The sequence below is a fragment of the Curtobacterium luteum genome (genome assembly GCF_014646995.1).
Classification (GTDB): domain Bacteria; phylum Actinomycetota; class Actinomycetes; order Actinomycetales; family Microbacteriaceae; genus Curtobacterium; species Curtobacterium luteum.
The window spans coordinates 1-15,515 of record NZ_BMOI01000007.1 but is presented as its reverse complement, the minus strand read 5'-3'; the positions used below and the strand labels follow the sequence as shown (position 1 = coordinate 15,515).

12 protein-coding genes are annotated in these 15,515 nt (G+C 71.6%); all 12 read left to right on the top strand.

The features are described from left to right. The first annotated feature begins 23 nt into the window (after positions 1-23). The 12 genes from IEY20_RS09095 (at position 24) to tyrS (ending at position 15,075) form a co-directional block, all read left to right on the top strand. Positions 24-890 carry a TrmH family RNA methyltransferase gene (locus tag IEY20_RS09095; protein WP_175327325.1) on the top strand — a complete coding sequence of 289 codons (867 nt, stop codon included), beginning with the start codon at positions 24-26 and terminating at the stop codon, positions 888-890. A gap of 71 nt (positions 891-961) precedes the next feature. Beyond that, complete coding sequence (gene pheS, locus IEY20_RS09090; RefSeq protein ID WP_031273410.1) at positions 962-2,002, top strand: phenylalanine--tRNA ligase subunit alpha; 1,041 nt, start codon at positions 962-964, stop codon at positions 2,000-2,002. Further along, entirely contained in the window at positions 2,002-4,494 is a 2,493-nt protein-coding gene (gene pheT / locus IEY20_RS09085; RefSeq protein WP_188889073.1) for a phenylalanine--tRNA ligase subunit beta, read from the top strand. The genes pheS and pheT overlap by 1 nt, the downstream gene beginning before the upstream one ends. Positions 4,495-4,567: 73 nt before the next feature. After that, complete coding sequence (locus tag IEY20_RS09080) at positions 4,568-5,665, top strand: N-acetyl-gamma-glutamyl-phosphate reductase (RefSeq protein WP_175327323.1); 1,098 nt, start codon at positions 4,568-4,570, stop codon at positions 5,663-5,665. Beyond that, positions 5,662-6,924 carry a bifunctional glutamate N-acetyltransferase/amino-acid acetyltransferase ArgJ gene (argJ, locus tag IEY20_RS09075; RefSeq protein ID WP_229727971.1) on the top strand — a complete coding sequence of 421 codons (1,263 nt, stop codon included), beginning with the start codon at positions 5,662-5,664 and terminating at the stop codon, positions 6,922-6,924. The genes IEY20_RS09080 and argJ overlap by 4 nt, the downstream gene beginning before the upstream one ends. After that, complete coding sequence (argB, locus tag IEY20_RS09070) at positions 6,924-7,973, top strand: acetylglutamate kinase (protein WP_175327322.1); 1,050 nt, start codon at positions 6,924-6,926, stop codon at positions 7,971-7,973. Before argJ ends, argB begins: the two co-directional genes overlap by 1 nt. Beyond that, positions 7,970-9,208, top strand: coding sequence for an acetylornithine transaminase (locus tag IEY20_RS09065; protein ID WP_022903527.1), 1,239 nt, complete (start codon positions 7,970-7,972; stop codon positions 9,206-9,208). The genes argB and IEY20_RS09065 overlap by 4 nt, the downstream gene beginning before the upstream one ends. After that, entirely contained in the window at positions 9,205-10,173 is a 969-nt protein-coding gene (gene argF / locus IEY20_RS09060; protein ID WP_175327321.1) for an ornithine carbamoyltransferase, read from the top strand. Before IEY20_RS09065 ends, argF begins: the two co-directional genes overlap by 4 nt. Before the next feature lie 25 nt (positions 10,174-10,198). Continuing rightward, on the top strand, positions 10,199-11,395 hold the full coding sequence (locus IEY20_RS09055) for an argininosuccinate synthase (protein WP_022903529.1): 1,197 nt from the start codon (positions 10,199-10,201) through the stop codon (positions 11,393-11,395). A 201-nt stretch (positions 11,396-11,596) separates the two neighbouring features. Continuing rightward, on the top strand, positions 11,597-13,045 hold the full coding sequence (gene argH / locus IEY20_RS09050) for an argininosuccinate lyase (protein ID WP_022903530.1): 1,449 nt from the start codon (positions 11,597-11,599) through the stop codon (positions 13,043-13,045). Continuing rightward, positions 13,042-13,722, top strand: coding sequence for a DNA-3-methyladenine glycosylase (locus tag IEY20_RS09045; RefSeq protein WP_175327320.1), 681 nt, complete (start codon positions 13,042-13,044; stop codon positions 13,720-13,722). The genes argH and IEY20_RS09045 overlap by 4 nt, the downstream gene beginning before the upstream one ends. Before the next feature lie 39 nt (positions 13,723-13,761). Further along, a complete protein-coding gene (gene tyrS, locus IEY20_RS09040; RefSeq protein WP_372379029.1) occupies positions 13,762-15,075 on the top strand; it encodes a tyrosine--tRNA ligase in 1,314 nt (437 codons plus the stop codon). The last annotated feature ends 440 nt before the right edge of the window (positions 15,076-15,515 follow it).

Sequence of the window (15,515 nt, the reverse complement as noted above, 5' to 3'; positions counted from 1 at the left end):
GTCGCGTTCCTAGACTGGTGTCCGTGAGCGATCTCCTCGAGAACCCGAAGGCCGGCCGGGTCCGCGCCGTCGCAGCCCTGGCGAAGAAGGACGTCCGTGCCGACACCGGACTGTTCCTGCTCGAGGGGCCGCAGGCCGTGCGGGAGGCGCTCGAGTACCGCCCGGAGCTGCTCCGCGAGCTGTACGTCACGCCGACCGCGGCCGCCCGCTACGCGCTCGACGACGCGCCCGTCGACACCTGGTTCGTGACCGAGCAGGTACTCGACACGATGGCCGACACGGTGACGCCGCAGGGTGTCGTCGCCGTCTGCCAGCAGTTCCCGACGTCGGTCCGGGCGGTCTTCCCCGATCCCGGTGCAGACGGCCTGGAGGCGCGGGACGCGTCCGCCTCGGGAGGCTCGCTCCCCGGGTTGGTCGCGATCCTGGAGCAGGTGCGCGACCCCGGCAACGCCGGCACGATCATCCGCGCCGCGGACTCCGCCGGTGCCGACGCCGTGGTGCTCACCGGGCGTTCGGTGGACCCGTACAACCCGAAGGTCGTCCGCTCGACCACCGGGTCGCTGTTCCACGTGCCGGTGTCGGTCGGCGTGACCCTGGCCGACGCGGTCTCCCGGGCGAAAGCGCTCGGCTACACGGTGCTCGCCGCCGACGTGTCGGGCGACGACCTCCCGGCGGTCCGGGCGGACGGCATGCTCGACGGGCCGACGGCGTGGGTCTTCGGCAACGAGGCCCGCGGGCTGACCGACGAGGACCTCGCGCTCGTCGACCGCGCGGTGAAGGTGCCGATCTACGGGCAGGCCGAGTCGATGAACCTCGCGACCGCGGCCTCGGTGTGCCTGTACGAGAGCGCCTTCGCACAGCGGGCTGCCGCCTCCTCCACAGCCGGCTGACGGCCCGCGTCCCTCCACCGTCCGACGGGTACAGGACGGCGGTATCCCACGGGCCGGTAGGCTTGGGCCTCGTGTCAGAACACCTCGAGATCAGCGAACCGGCCGTCGCCGCCGCCGTGGACGCCGCCCTCGCGGCCGTCCGCGCCACGACGACCGTCGCCGAGCTGAAGCAGGCCAGGGCCGAGCACACCGGTGAGCAGTCGCCGCTCGCGCGCATGAACGCGTCGATGCGCAGCGTGCCGCCGGAGCAGAAGGCCGCAGCGGGCAAGCTCGTCGGACAGGCGCGCGGCACCGTGAACCAGGCGATCGCAGCGCAGGAGTCCGTCCTGGCCGTGGCCGAGGAGCGTGCGCGCCTCGAGTCCGAGCGCGTCGACGTCACCGCCCTGCCGTCCCGCCGCACCCCCGGGTCGCGCCACCCGCTCTCGCTGCTGAACGACGCCGTCGCCGACATCTTCGTCGGCATGGGGTGGGAGGTCGCAGAGGGCCCCGAGCTCGAGCACGAGTGGTTCAACTTCGACGCCCTGAACTTCGACCAGGACCACCCGGCGCGCGCCATGGCCGACACCGTCTTCGTCGAGCCGGTCGACCGCCACCTGCTCATGCGGACGCACACGTCGCCCGTGCAGGTCCGCTCCCTGCTGAGCCGCGACCTCCCGCTCTACGTCATCGCCCCCGGGCGCGTGTACCGGGCGGACGAACTCGACGCGACGCACCTGCCGGTCTTCACCCAGGTCGAGGGCATCGCGATCGACAAGGGCCTGACGATGGCGCACCTGCGCGGCACGCTCGAGCACTTCGCACGCCAGATGTTCGGCGCCGAAGCGCAGATCCGCCTGCGCCCGAACTACTTCCCGTTCACCGAGCCGAGTGCCGAGATGGACGTCTGGCAGCCGAACGCCAAGGGCGGCGCCCGGTGGGTCGAGTGGGGCGGCTGCGGCATGGTGAACCCGAACGTCCTGCGCGCCGCCGGCATCGACCCGGACGAGTACCAGGGCTTCGCCTTCGGCATGGGCATCGAGCGGACGCTGCAGTTCCGCAACGGCCTGAACGACATGCGTGACTTCCTCGAGGGCGACATCCGCTTCTCGCAGCAGTTCGGAACGGTGGTCTGATGCGCGTCCCACTCCGCTGGCTCGGCGAGTCCGTCGACCTCCCCGAGGACGTCACCCCCGAGCGCGTCCACGCGGCACTCGTGTCGGTGGGCTTCGAGGAAGAAGACGTCCACACCTACGACCTCACCGGGCCCATCGTCGTCGGTCGCGTCCTGTCGCTCGAGCCCGAGCCGCAGAAGAACGGCAAGACGATCAACTGGTGCCAGGTCGACGTCGGCGAGCCGGAGCCCCGCGGCATCGTCTGCGGTGCCCACAACTTCGTCGCGGGCGACCTCGTCGTCGTGACCCTCCCCGGAGCGGTGCTCCCCGGTCCGTTCCCGATCGCCGCCCGGAAGACCTACGGACACGTGTCCGACGGCATGATCGCCTCGGCGCGCGAACTCGGACTCGGTGACGAGCACGACGGCATCCTGCGCTTCGCCGACCTCGGCATGGAGCCGGAGGCGGGCGCCGACGCCATCGCCCTGCTCGGCCTCGACGACGCTGCGGTGGAGATCAACGTCACGCCGGACCGCGGCTACGCCCTGAGCATGCGCGGCGTCGCCCGCGAGTACGCCCACGCCACCGGCGCGAGCTTCCACGACCCGGCCGCGCGGGTCGCCCCACGCGATGCGGACGGCTTCTCCGTCACGATCGACGACCGGGCGCCGATCCGTGGTCGCCAGGGTGCGACCACCTTCGTGACCCGTGTCGTCCGCGGCATCGACCCGACCGTGAAGACACCGGCCTGGATGGTGTCACGGCTGGCGCTCGCAGGGGTGCGCTCGATCTCGCTGCCGGTCGACATCACCAACTACGTCATGTTCGAGCTCGGCCAGCCGCTCCACGGCTACGACCTCGCGAAGGTCGTCGGCGGGCTCGGCGTGCGCCGGGCGGCGGCGGGGGAGACCCTCGTCACGCTCGACGACGTCACCCGGAAGCTCGACCCGGAAGACCTCGTCATCACCGACAGCGACGGCCCGGTCGGCCTCGCCGGGGTGATGGGTGGGGCCCGGACCGAGATCAGCGCCACCACGACCGACGTCCTCATCGAGGCCGCGGTCTTCGACCAGGTGTCGATCGCCCGGACCGCCCGTCGCCACAAACTCCCGAGCGAGGCGTCCCGACGCTTCGAGCGCGGTGTCGACCCGCTCGTGTCCGAAGCCGCGGCGAACCGCGCCGTCGAGCTCCTGGTCGAGCTCGCCGGGGGCACGGCCGACGCGCTCGGCTCGACCGTCGTCGACACGACCCCGCGTCCCGCTGTCGCCATGCGGATCGGCCGTCCCGCCGAACTCATCGGCGTCGAGTACACCGACGCCGAGGTCGTCGACACCCTGCGCGCGATCGGTGCCACGGTGGACGTCGACGGTGGTCTGCTCTCGGTGACGCCGCCGACCTGGCGTCCGGACCTCGTCGACGACACCACGCTCGTCGAGGAGACCGCGCGCATCGTCGGCTACGGCCGGATCCCGAGCGTGCTCCCCGTGGCCCCGCCCGGACGCGGACTGACCGGACACCAGCGTGCCCGTCGCCGTGTCGCCGACGCCCTCGCGGCCGCCGGTCTGGTCGAGGTGGTCACCGCGCCGTTCGTGTCCGCCGCGACGCAGGCGGCCTACCCGGGCATCGACGGCGACGGCGGCCCGAGCGTCGTGCTCGCCAACGCCCTCGACAGCGAGCAGAACCGACTCCGCCGCAGCGGTCTGCCGGCGCTCGTCGACGTCGCACGGCGCAATGTGTCGCGTGGTCTGGTCGACGTCGCCGTGTACGAGACCTCCCGGGTCTTCCTGCCGGCGACCGACCACGAGCTCGGCACGGCCGACGTCCCGGCGGGCGCTTCGCTGCCCGACCGTGCGACCCTCGCCGCCCTGGACGCCTCGCTGCCGCCGCAGCCGTTCCACGTCTCGGCGCTCCTGACCGGCTCCCGGGTCCTGAAGCAGCCGGGCGTCGCCGCGGAGCCGTACGGCATCGCGGACGCGCTCGACGTCGCGCGCGAGATCGCGTGGGCGGTCGGTGTCGAGCTGACCGTGGCGCAGACGACGCACCCGTCCCTGCACCCGGGCCGCGCGGCGTCGCTCCTCGTCGGCGGTGCGGTCGTCGGCGTCGTCGGTGAGCTGCTGCCCGAGCTCAGCGACGCCGCGGTGCTCCCGCGCGTCGTCGCCGTGGTCGAGCTCGACCTCGACGCCCTGGTCGCCGCTGCACCGGAGCTCGTGTCGGTCGCACCGATCGAGTCGTACCCGGCCGCGACGCAGGACCTGTCCCTCGTGGTCGACGCCGGGGTCCCCGCCGGAGACGTCCTCGACGCCGTCCGGACTGGTGCCGGAGAGCTCCTGGAGTATGCTCGGCTCGTGGACGACTACCGGGGCACCGGCGTGGACGAGGGACAGAAGTCCCTGACGTTCGCGCTGCGCTTCCGTGCCACGGACCGCACGCTGACCGCTGCCGAGGCCTCCGAGGCCCGTGACGGCGCTGTCCGACGTGCCGGCGAGCGATTCGGGGCGACCCTGCGCGACTGATCCTCCAGGATCACCGCCCGGGGCCGCCGCCTCCGACTCTCTCGACGACCAGTCCGACCTAAGGTGGAATCCCATGTCCGTATCCGTCGCCGTGGCGGGAGCCTCCGGCTACGCGGGTGGTGAGCTCCTGCGCGTGCTCTCCGCCCATCCCGAGTTCGACGTCAGGACGGTGACGGCGTTCTCGAACGCCGGACAGCCGTTGGTCGCGACGCAGCCGCACCTGCGCTCGCTGGCCCACCTGACGCTCGTGGCGACGACGGCGGAGAACCTCCGCGGACACGACGTGGTGTTCCTGGCGCTGCCACACGGCCAGTCCGGTGCGATCACCGCCGAGCTCGGCGACGAAGCACTCGTCGTCGACTGCGGCGCGGACCACCGGCTGACCGACCCGGCCGCGTGGGAAGCCTTCTACGGCGGCGAGTACCACGGCGCGTGGACCTACGGCCTGCCGGAACTGCTGCACGCGGCCCCGAAGCCGGGGTCGGCGGAGGAGTGGCGCGACGAGGACGACATCCAGGCGCAGGGTCGGCAGCGGTCCGAACTCGTCGGCACGAAGCGGATCGCGGTGCCCGGCTGCAACGTGACGGCCGTCACGCTCGGCATCCAACCGGGGATCCAGGCCGGACTCGTCGAGTCGGACGACATCGTGGCCGTGCTGGCCGTCGGTCCGAGCGGCGCCGGCAAGAAGCTCGCGACGACCTACCTCGCCTCCGAGATCATGGGGTCCGCGAGCGCCTACGCCGTCGGTGGGACCCACCGGCACGTCCCCGAGATCCAGCAGAACCTCGGGGTCGCGGGCGCGGCGGACGTCACGATCTCCTTCACGCCGGTCCTCGTGCCGATGTCGCGGGGCATCCTCGCGACGACGACCGCCAAGCTCACGCCGGGCGTCAGCGCCCGCGACGTCCGCCTCGCGTGGGAGCAGGCGTACGCGGACGAGCCGTTCGTGCACCTCCTCCCCGAGGGCGAGTTCCCCCGGGTGGCGGACACCACCGGCGCGAACACCTGCCTGGTCGGCATCGCGGTCGACGAGGCCGCGGGCCGGGTCGTCGCGGTGAGCGCGCTCGACAACCTCGTGAAGGGCACCGCCGGGGCAGCGGTCCAGTCCACCAACATCGCCCTGGGCTTCCCCGAGACCCTGGGCCTGAGCGTGGACGGAGTCGCACCGTGACCGACGCGGACCAGCACGACGCGGACCAGCACGACGCGAGCCAGCACGACGCGAGCCAGCACGACGGAGCCGGGGCGGGCCTCCAGGCCGGGACGACCGCGCAGGGGGTCACCGCAGCAGCGGGGTTCCGTGCCGCGGGCGTCACCGCCGGACTCAAGACGAGCGGCAAGCCGGACGTGGCCCTCGTGGTCAACGACGGCCCCGAGGCGGCGGTCGCCGCCGTGTTCACGAGCAACCGCGCGCAGGCGCACCCCGTCATCTGGTCCCGCCAGGTCGTCGGCGACGGGATCGCGCGCGCCGTCGTCCTCAACTCGGGAGGCGCGAACTGCTTCACGGGTCCGTTCGGGTTCCAGACGACCCACCTCACGGCCGAGGCGGTCGCGGACGCGCTCGGCGTCGGTGCCGGCGACGTGGTCGTGTGCTCGACCGGGCTGATCGGGGTCGGCGACCAGACCTTCCGGGACAACGTCCTCAAGGGCGTCGGCCTCGCGTCCGCGGCGCTGTCCCCGACCGGTGGTCCAGACGCCGCGACGGCGATCATGACGACCGACACCAAGCCGAAGCAGTCCGTCGTGACGGAGGACGGCTGGACCGTCGGCGGCATGGCGAAGGGTGCGGGCATGCTCGCACCGGGTCTCGCGACGATGCTCGTCGTCATCACGACCGACGCGCTCCTCACGTCCGACGAACTCGACCAGGCGCTCCGCGCGGCGACCCGGGTGACCTTCGACCGCGTCGACTCGGACGGCTGCATGTCGACGAACGACACGGTCGTCCTGATGTCCTCCGGTGCGAGCGGCACCACGCCGGAGGTCGGCGACTTCCAGGAGGCCCTGACCGCCGTCTGCGCCGACCTCGCCAAGCAGCTCCAGCAGGACGCCGAGGGGGCGAGCCACGACATCGCGATCGAGGTCGTCGGTGCCGTGAGCGAGGACGACGCGGTCGCTGTGGGCCGGAGCGTCGCCCGCAACAACCTCTTCAAGGCCGCCGTGTTCGGGAACGACCCCAACTGGGGCCGGGTGCTCGCGGCGATCGGCACGACCGACGCCGAGTTCGACCCGTACGCGGTCGACGTCAGCATGAACGGCGTCCGGGTCTGCCACGCCGGCGCGCCGGACGAGCCGAGCGACGCCGTCGACCTGACCGGACGTGAGACCCACGTGCTCATCGACCTCGGGGTCGGACCGCACGCAGCCACGATCCTGACGAACGACCTCACGCACGACTACGTCCACGAGAACAGCGCGTACTCCAGCTGATGAGCGATCACGACCTGACCAAGGAAGAAGAGCACGAGCTCGCCGCCGTGAAGGCCGCGACGCTCATCGAGTCCCTGCCCTGGCTGAAACGGTTCTCGGGCAAGGTCGTCGTCGTCAAGTTCGGCGGCAACGCGATGATCAACGAGGACCTCAAGCGGGCGTTCGCGGAGGACATGGTCTACCTGCGCTACGCGGGCCTGCACCCGGTCGTCGTGCACGGCGGTGGGCCGCAGATCTCGGCCGCCCTCAAGGAGCAGGGCATCGAGTCCGAGTTCCGTGGCGGCTACCGGGTGACCACGACCGAGGCGATCACGGTCGTCCGTGACGTCCTGGCCGGCGAGGTCAACCGTGAGATCGTCGACCTCGTCAACGAGCACGGCGACGGCCTCGCGGTCGGCGTCTTCGGCGACGGCGGCTCGCTGTTCACCGGTGAGAAGAAGGGCGTCGTCGTCGACGGCGAGCACTGCGACCTCGGACACGTCGGCGACATCACGCACGTCGACCCGTCCGGGGTGCTCGCGGCGATCGAGGCCGGCCGGATCCCGGTCGTGTCGAGCATCGCGATCGACGACGCGCACCCCGACCAGGCGCTCAACGTGAACGCCGACGCCGCGGCCGGCGCACTCGCGATCGCCCTGAAGGCCGCGAAGCTGATGATGCTGACGGACGTCCCCGGGCTGTACCGCAACTGGCCGGACCGCGACTCCATCGTCGACCTCATCGCCGTCGAGGAACTGCGCGAACTCCTCCCGTCGCTCGAGTCGGGGATGATCCCGAAGATGACCGCGTGCCTCGACGCCGTGGTCGGCGGGGTCGGCGGGGCGACGATCATCGACGGCCGGATCCCGCACTCGATCCTCCTCGAGGTCTTCACACTTCGCGGTGCGGGCACCGAGGTGATCCCGGACCCGAGCCGCCGGACCGAGAACCAGATGACCCACGCGGAGATCGGCCGTCGGGTCGCAGCGTCGGCGTCGGCCAGCGCGGCGGGGCACGCCGTCACCACCGGCAAGCACGAAGCCACGATCGAGAAGGGGCACGAGCAGTGAGCACCGAGACGCAGACCCAGACCTGGAACGACCGGTTCGGGGCGTCGCTCATGCGATCCCTGACCCCGCCGAAGATCATGCTCGAGCGCGGGCAGGGCTGCCGCGTCTGGGACGTCGACGGCAACGAGTACCTCGACTTCCTCGCCGGCATCGCCGTCAACTCGCTCGGGCACGCGCACCCGGCCCTCGTCGACGCGGTGTCCGACCAGGCCGCGAAGCTCGTGCACGTCTCGAACTACTTCGCGACGCCGCCGCAGCTCGAGCTCGCCGAGCGGCTCAAGCGCATCACCGGGGCCGGCGACGCCGGTCGTGTGTACTTCGGCAACTCCGGCGCCGAGGCGAACGAGGCCGCGTTCAAGCTCGCGCGCCTGAACAAGGGCGCGGACGGCGGCAAGACCCGCATCCTCGCGCTCAAGCAGGGATTCCACGGCCGGACGATGGGAGCGCTCGCGCTCACCGGCAAGCCGGCCCTGCAGGAGGACTTCCTGCCGATGGTCCCCGGAGTCGAGCACGTCGACTCCACGGTCGAGGCGCTCGAGGCGGCGTTCGACGACCACGTGGCGGCGCTCATCCTCGAGCCGATCAAGGGCGAGGCCGGCGTGGTCGACCTCCCCGAGGGCTTCCTGCTCGCTGCTCGGCGCCTGACCGAGGAGCACGGGGCACTGCTGATCCTCGACGAGATCCAGACCGGCGTCGGGCGCACGGGCAACTGGTTCACCTACCAGGGCCACGGGTTCACGCCGGACGCCATCACGATCGCGAAGGGCATCGCGGGCGGCTTCCCGATCGGTGCCCTCGTGACCTTCGGATGGGCGTCCGACCTGTTCTCGGCCGGCCAGCACGGTTCGACCTTCGGCGGCAACCCGCTCGGCACCCGTGTCGCGAACGCCGTCCTCGAGGAGATCGAACGGGCCGACCTCGTCACCGGCGCGGTCGTCAAGGGCGAGCGGATCCGTGCGGGCATCGCGTCGCTCGGCTCCCCGCTCGTGGCGGAGGTCCGTGGCACGGGACTCCTGATCGGCGTGGGTCTGACCGCAGCGGTCGGCCCCGCCGTCAACCAGGCCGCCCTCGAGCGTGGCCTCATCATCAACGCACCGAACGAGTCGAGCCTGCGCATCGCGCCGCCGCTCATCGTGTCCGACGCCGAGATCGACGAGTTCGTGTCGATCCTCGGCGAGAGCCTCGCAGCGGTCGCGGCCGCGCAGGGCACCACCACCCAGGAGACCTCCGCATGACCCGCCACTTCCTCCGCGACGACGACCTGAGCCGGGCCGAGCAGTCCGCGATCCTCGACCTCGCGGCGCAGATGAAGGCCGACCGTTGGGGATCGAAGCCCCTCGCGGGCCCGCAGTCCGTCGCGGTGATCTTCGACAAGTCCTCGACACGGACCCGGGTGTCCTTCCACGTCGGCATCTCCGACCTCGGCGGCAGCCCGCTCGTCATCACGACGGCGAACAGCCAGCTCGGTGGCAAGGAGACCCCCTCGGACACCGCCCGGGTCCTGGAGCGCATGGTGTCGGCGATCGTCTGGCGCACCTACGCCCAGTCGGGCCTCGAGGAGATGGCCGCCGGCACGCGGGTCCCCGTCGTCAACGCCCTGTCGGACGACTTCCACCCGTGCCAGCTCCTCGCCGACCTCCTCACCATCCGAGAGCACCGCGGCACGCTCGCCGGGCAGACCGTGGCGTTCGTCGGCGACGGCGCCAGCAACATGGCGCAGTCCTACCTGCTCGCCGGCGCGACCGCGGGCATGCACGTCCGAGTCGCCGCACCCGAGTCCTTCGCGCCGGCGGCCCGGGTCGTCACCGACGCCGAGGACCGCGCAGCGCTGACCGGTGGTTCGGTCCTCGTCGTCACCGATCCGGTCGCCGCGGTGGCCGGCGCCGACGTCGTCGTCACCGACACGTGGGTGTCGATGGGCAAGGAGGACGAGAAGCAGGCACGGCTGGACACCTTCGCCGGGTACCGCGTGGACGACGAGCTGATGGCGCACGCCGCCGACGACGCCGTGTTCATGCACTGCCTGCCGGCCGACCGTGGCTACGAGGTCACGGCCGAGGTCATCGACGGCCCGCGCAGCATCATCTGGGACGAGGCAGAGAACCGCCTCCACGCCCAGAAGGCGCTCCTCGCCTGGCTCCTGGCCGCGAACGCAGCCGAACCGGCCGAGGCCACGGCCGAGCCGGCCACCACCAACTGACACCCCCACCCCAAGGAGAAACCACATGGCAGACCGCGTCGTACTGGCGTACTCCGGAGGCCTCGACACCTCCGTCGGCATCGGCTGGCTCAAGGACGCCACCGGCAAGGACGTCGTCGCACTGGCGGTCGACGTCGGCCAGGGCGGCGAGGACATGGACGCCATCCGTCAGCGCGCGCTCGACTGCGGCGCGGTGGAGTCGGTCGTCGTCGACGCGAAGGACGAGTTCGCCGACGACTACCTCGTGCCCGCCCTCAAGGCGAACGCGCTGTACCAGAAGCGCTACCCGCTCGTGTCCGCGCTGAGCCGCCCGCTCATCGCGAAGCACCTGGCCCTCACCGCGAAGCAGCTCGGCGCCGACAGCGTCGCGCACGGCTGCACCGGCAAGGGCAACGACCAGGTCCGCTTCGAGGCCGCGGTCGCCGCGATCGCGCCCGACCTGACGAGCGTCGCCCCGGTCCGCGACCTCGCGCTCACCCGCGACAAGGCGATCGTCTACGCGAACGAGCACAACCTGCCGATCGAGCAGTCGAAGAAGTCGCCGTACTCGGTCGACCAGAACGTCTGGGGCCGCGCGGTCGAGACCGGGTTCCTCGAGGACCCGTGGAACGCCCCGATCGAGGACCTCTACTCGTACACGCAGGACCCCACGGTCCCGCGGGACGCCGACGAGGTCACGATCACGTTCGAGCAGGGCGTCCCCGTCGCGATCGACGGACAGCGCTTCAGCGTGCTCCGCATCGTGCAGGAGCTCAACGCCCTCGCCGGCAAGCACGGAGTCGGCCGCATCGACGTCGTGGAGGACCGCCTCGTCGGCATCAAGTCGCGCGAGGTCTACGAGGCCCCGGCCGCGATCGCGCTGATCGCCGCGCACGAGGAGCTCGAGAGCCTCACCCTCGAGCGTGACGTCAACCGCTACAAGCGCGGCATCGAGTCCGAGTGGGCCGACCTGGTCTACGACGGCCTCTGGTTCGGGGGTCTCAAGCGCAGCCTCGACGCGTTCATCGACCACACCCAGCAGCACGTCTCCGGTGACATCCGCCTGCAGCTGCACGGCGGTCGCGCGACGGTCACGGGGCGCAAGTCGGAGCAGAGCCTCTACGACTTCGACCTCGCGACGTACGACACCGGCGACACGTTCGACCAGTCCCTGTCGAAGGGCTTCATCGAGCTGTGGTCGCTGCCGAGCAAGATCTCGGCACGCCGCGACGCCGCCAACTAGTCGCCCGCGGTGGGGCGGGACCGGTCGGTCCCGCCCCACCGCTGACCGGCCAGGAGGCACGACCCGCCACCGCGTCCGCCTGACCGCGGACCGGCCAGGAGGCACGACCCGCCACCGCGTCCGCCCCACCGCGGACCGGCCGGGAGGCACGACCCGCCCCCGCCACGCACCGCACGACCGCCGACACCCCAGCAGGACGACATGACCGACGCGACCCCGCCCGCCAAGACCGACGCCACCAACACCGGCGCCCTCTGGGGCGGCCGCTTCGCGGACGGCCCGAGCGCCGAGCTCGCCGCCCTCTCCAAGTCGACGCACTTCGACTGGCAGCTCGCGCCCTACGACATCGCCGGCTCCCGCGCGCACGCGCGCGCGCTCAACGCTGCCGGATACCTGACCGAGGACGAGCTGGAGCGGATGCTCGCGGGGCTCGATCGGCTGGCCGACGCCCACGCCACCGGCGAGTTGCAGCCGGACGACTCCGACGAGGACGTCCACGGTGCCCTCGAACGCCTGCTCATCGCCGACGTCGGACCCGAGCTCGGCGGCAAGCTCCGCGCGGGCCGGAGCCGCAACGACCAGATCGCCACGCTCGGCCGCATGCACATGCTCGACCACGCGCGGCGCATCGGGCACCTCGTCATCGACCTCGTGGACGCGCTCAGCCAGCAGGCGAACGAGCACCCCGGCGCGATCATGCCGGGCCGTACGCACCTGCAGCACGCGCAGCCCGTGCTCCTCGCACACCACCTGCTCGCCCACGCGTGGCCGCTCGTGCGCGACCTCGAGCGCCTCCGCGACTGGTCGACCCGCGCGAGCGTCAGCCCGTACGGTGCCGGTGCCCTCGCCGGCAGCTCGCTCGGGCTCGACCCGACGGCGATCGCCCTCGAGCTCGGCTTCGCCCGGCCCGCGGACAACTCGATCGACGCGACCGCCGGCCGTGACGTGGTGGCGGAGTTCGCCTTCGTCCTCGCGCAGATCGGCATCGACGTCTCGCGCCTCGCGGAGGAGGTCATCCTCTGGAACACGAAGGAGTTCGGCTTCGTCCGGCTCCACGACGCGTTCTCCACGGGGTCGAGCATCATGCCGCAGAAGAAGAACCCGGACATCGCCGAACTCGCCCGTGGCAAGTCCGGTCGACTGCTCGGCAACCTCACCGGCCTCCTCGCGACCTTCAAGGGCCTGCCCCTGGCGTACAACCGCGACCTGCAGGAGGACAAGGAGCCCGTCTTCGACTCGGTCGAGCAGCTCGAGGTCCTGCTGCCGGCCTTCACGGGCATGGTCGCGACGCTGACGTTCGACACCGAGCGCATGGCCGAGCTCGCGCCGCAGGGCTTCTCGCTCGCGACCGACGTGGCCGAGTGGCTCGTCCGCCAGGGCGTGCCCTTCCGCGACGCCCACGAGGTCTCCGGTGCTCTCGTCCGCCACTGCGAGGAGCGCGGCATCGAGCTCGACGACCCGACCGACGACGAGTACCGCGCGGTGTCCGAGCACCTCACGCCGGAAGTGCGTTCGGTCCTCACGATCGAGGGCAGTGTGGCATCCCGCTCCGGTGCCGGCGGGACCGCTCCCGACCGCGTCGCCGAGCAGCTGACCTCCCTGACGCAGCGCGTCCGCGAGCTGGCGGAGGGCGCGCCCTTCACGCGATGACGGACGCGATCCGGCGGCTCTTGGCGGAGCCGGCGCCCGTGTCCGCGCCGGCACTCCTCGGCGCGACCATCACCGGGCGCGGCGTCAGCATCCGGATCACCGAGGTCGAGGCCTACCACGGGCCCACCGATCCCGGCTCGCACGGACACCGGGGCATGACCGAGCGCAACCGCCACCTGTTCGGTCCGCCGGGGACGCTCTACGCCTACCGCTCGTACGGCATCCACACCTGCGTCAACGTCGTGAGCGGCCCCGAGGGCGTCTCGGGCGGGACGCTCCTGCGCGGCGGTGAGGTCGTCGACGGGCTGGCCACCGCGCGCCATCGTCGCGGCCCCCGACCCGCGGACGTCGCGCTCGCCCGCGGACCGGGGAACATCGGTGTGGCTCTGGGCGCCGCGCTCGGCACCGACGACGGCACGTCGCTCCTCGACGGGTCCGGCCCGTTCGTGCTCACCCTGGCACCCGGCCTGGAGGCACGGCTCGCTTCCGCCTCGCCGGCCGCGGTCGTCGAGGAACTCCTCGCCGAGACCGGCGTGGACGACGTCCCGCGCATCTCGCGCGGACCGCGCACCGGCGTCGGCGGCATCGCCGGCGGCGCGGGGTTCCCCTGGCGGTTCTGGCTGACCGGCGACCCGACGGTCTCGACGTACCGACGGCACAAGGGTGCCCTGGACTAGCGGGGGCGACCCGCGCCTCCCGGCCGCTACGATTGCCTGGTGTCCAGTGATACCGCGCTCGATGTCCTGACGCGCCAGCAGAACGATCCCACCTTCGCCTCGGTGTGGGACGAACTGCGCTGGCGTGGTCTGGTGCACGTCTCGACCGACGAGACCGCACTCAAGGAGGCCCTCGACGGCGAGCCGATCACGTACTACTGCGGCTTCGACCCGACCGCGCCGTCCTTGCACTGCGGCAACCTGCTGCAGCTGCTGACCCTGCGGCGGATCCAGCTCGCCGGGCACAAGCCCCTCGCGCTCGTGGGCGGTTCGACCGGGTTGATCGGGGACCCGCGGCCGACGGCCGAGCGCACGCTGAACACGCCCGAGACCGTCGCCGACTGGGTCGACCGGCTCCGCGCGCAGGTGTCGAGGTTTCTCAGCCCGGACGGCGAGAACGGCGTCCGGCTCGTGAACAACCTCGACTGGACGGCACCGCTGTCCGCGATCGACTTCCTCCGCGACATCGGCAAGTACTTCCGAGTCAACTCGATGCTCAAGAAGGACGCGGTCGCTGCGCGGCTCAACTCCGCTGCCGGCATCAGCTACACCGAGTTCAGCTACCAGATCCTGCAGGGCCTCGACTACCGCGAGCTCTTCCTGCAGTACGGGTGCACGCTGCAGACGGGTGGCTCCGACCAGTGGGGCAACCTGACCTCGGGGACGGAGCTCATCCGTCGCACCGAGGGGGCGTCCGTGCACGCGCTCGGGACCCCGCTGATCGTGAACTCCGACGGCACGAAGTTCGGCAAGAGCGAGGGCAACGCGATCTGGCTCGATGCGGACATGACGTCGCCCTACGCGTTCTACCAGTTCTGGCTCAACACCTCGGACGCCGACGTGGTCGAGCGGTTGCGGCAGTTCACGTTCCTGACGCGCGCCGAGATCGAGCGGTTGGAGCAGGCCGTCGCGGACGAACCCTTCCGACGTGAGGCCCAGCGGACCCTCGCGTTCGAGGTCACGGCGGTGGTCCACGGGGTCGAGGCCTCGCAGGCCGCGATCGACGCGGCGGCGGCACTGTTCGGCAACGGAGACCTGACGAGCCTCGACGAGCGGACCCTCCGGTCGGCGATCGCCGAGCTGCCGGGCTCCGCGACGCTGCCCGGCGACGCCGACGTGGCGAAGGCGCTCGTCGAGACCGGACTCGTGAAGTCGCTCGGGGAGGCCCGTCGTGCGGTCGACCAGGGCGGCGTGTCCGTGAACAACGTCCGGGTCGAGGACGCGGCCGCACGGCTGTCGGACCTCGCACTGCCCGGCGGAGTGGTCGTCCTCCGCCGCGGGAAGAAGACGCTCGCCGGCGTGACGCTGGCCTGATCGAGCTCGCTCGTCGACGCCCGGTTCCCCTGTGGCAGCCGGGCGTCGCTGCGTTCCGGGAGCCTGTGTTGCAGAACGCGACACGCCCGGGAAGTGCAGTGGGTTGGCGCTCCCCCCGGTCCGCACGTAGAGTTCTTACTCGTCACCCCAAAGGTGCGGCGGAGCGGCTGGAGCGAGAGCCCAGAGCCTGCCGGCCTCAAGCGGGACCATCCTCCACTGAAGTTCGAACCGGCCTTGCGCTGGATCGCTTCGACGCCTAGGATGACTACTCCACCGGTTCTCTCCCGATCAGGGATGAGCCACTGGGCCATCTGGTCCGACGCAGGTCACACGGCCTGACTGGTGGTCAAGCCAAGAACGAAAGCCTCTCTGGCGGAACCTCGTGTTCGGGGTCGAGTGGGGAGTGCGTCTGGTCCTTGAGAACTCAACAGCGTGCACAT

Excerpts from the sequence above, each read along its gene's own strand:
- argF (WP_175327321.1), top strand. The coding sequence starts at position 9,205 with ATGACCCGCCACTTCCTCCGCGACGACGACCTGAGCCGGGCCGAGCAG.
- IEY20_RS09055 (WP_022903529.1), top strand. The coding sequence starts at position 10,199 with ATGGCAGACCGCGTCGTACTGGCGTACTCCGGAGGCCTCGACACCTCC.
- argB (WP_175327322.1), top strand. The coding sequence starts at position 6,924 with ATGAGCGATCACGACCTGACCAAGGAAGAAGAGCACGAGCTCGCCGCC.
- argH (WP_022903530.1), top strand. The coding sequence starts at position 11,597 with ATGACCGACGCGACCCCGCCCGCCAAGACCGACGCCACCAACACCGGC.
- IEY20_RS09080 (WP_175327323.1), top strand. The coding sequence starts at position 4,568 with ATGTCCGTATCCGTCGCCGTGGCGGGAGCCTCCGGCTACGCGGGTGGT.
- pheT (WP_188889073.1), top strand. The coding sequence starts at position 2,002 with ATGCGCGTCCCACTCCGCTGGCTCGGCGAGTCCGTCGACCTCCCCGAG.
- IEY20_RS09045 (WP_175327320.1), top strand. The coding sequence starts at position 13,042 with ATGACGGACGCGATCCGGCGGCTCTTGGCGGAGCCGGCGCCCGTGTCC.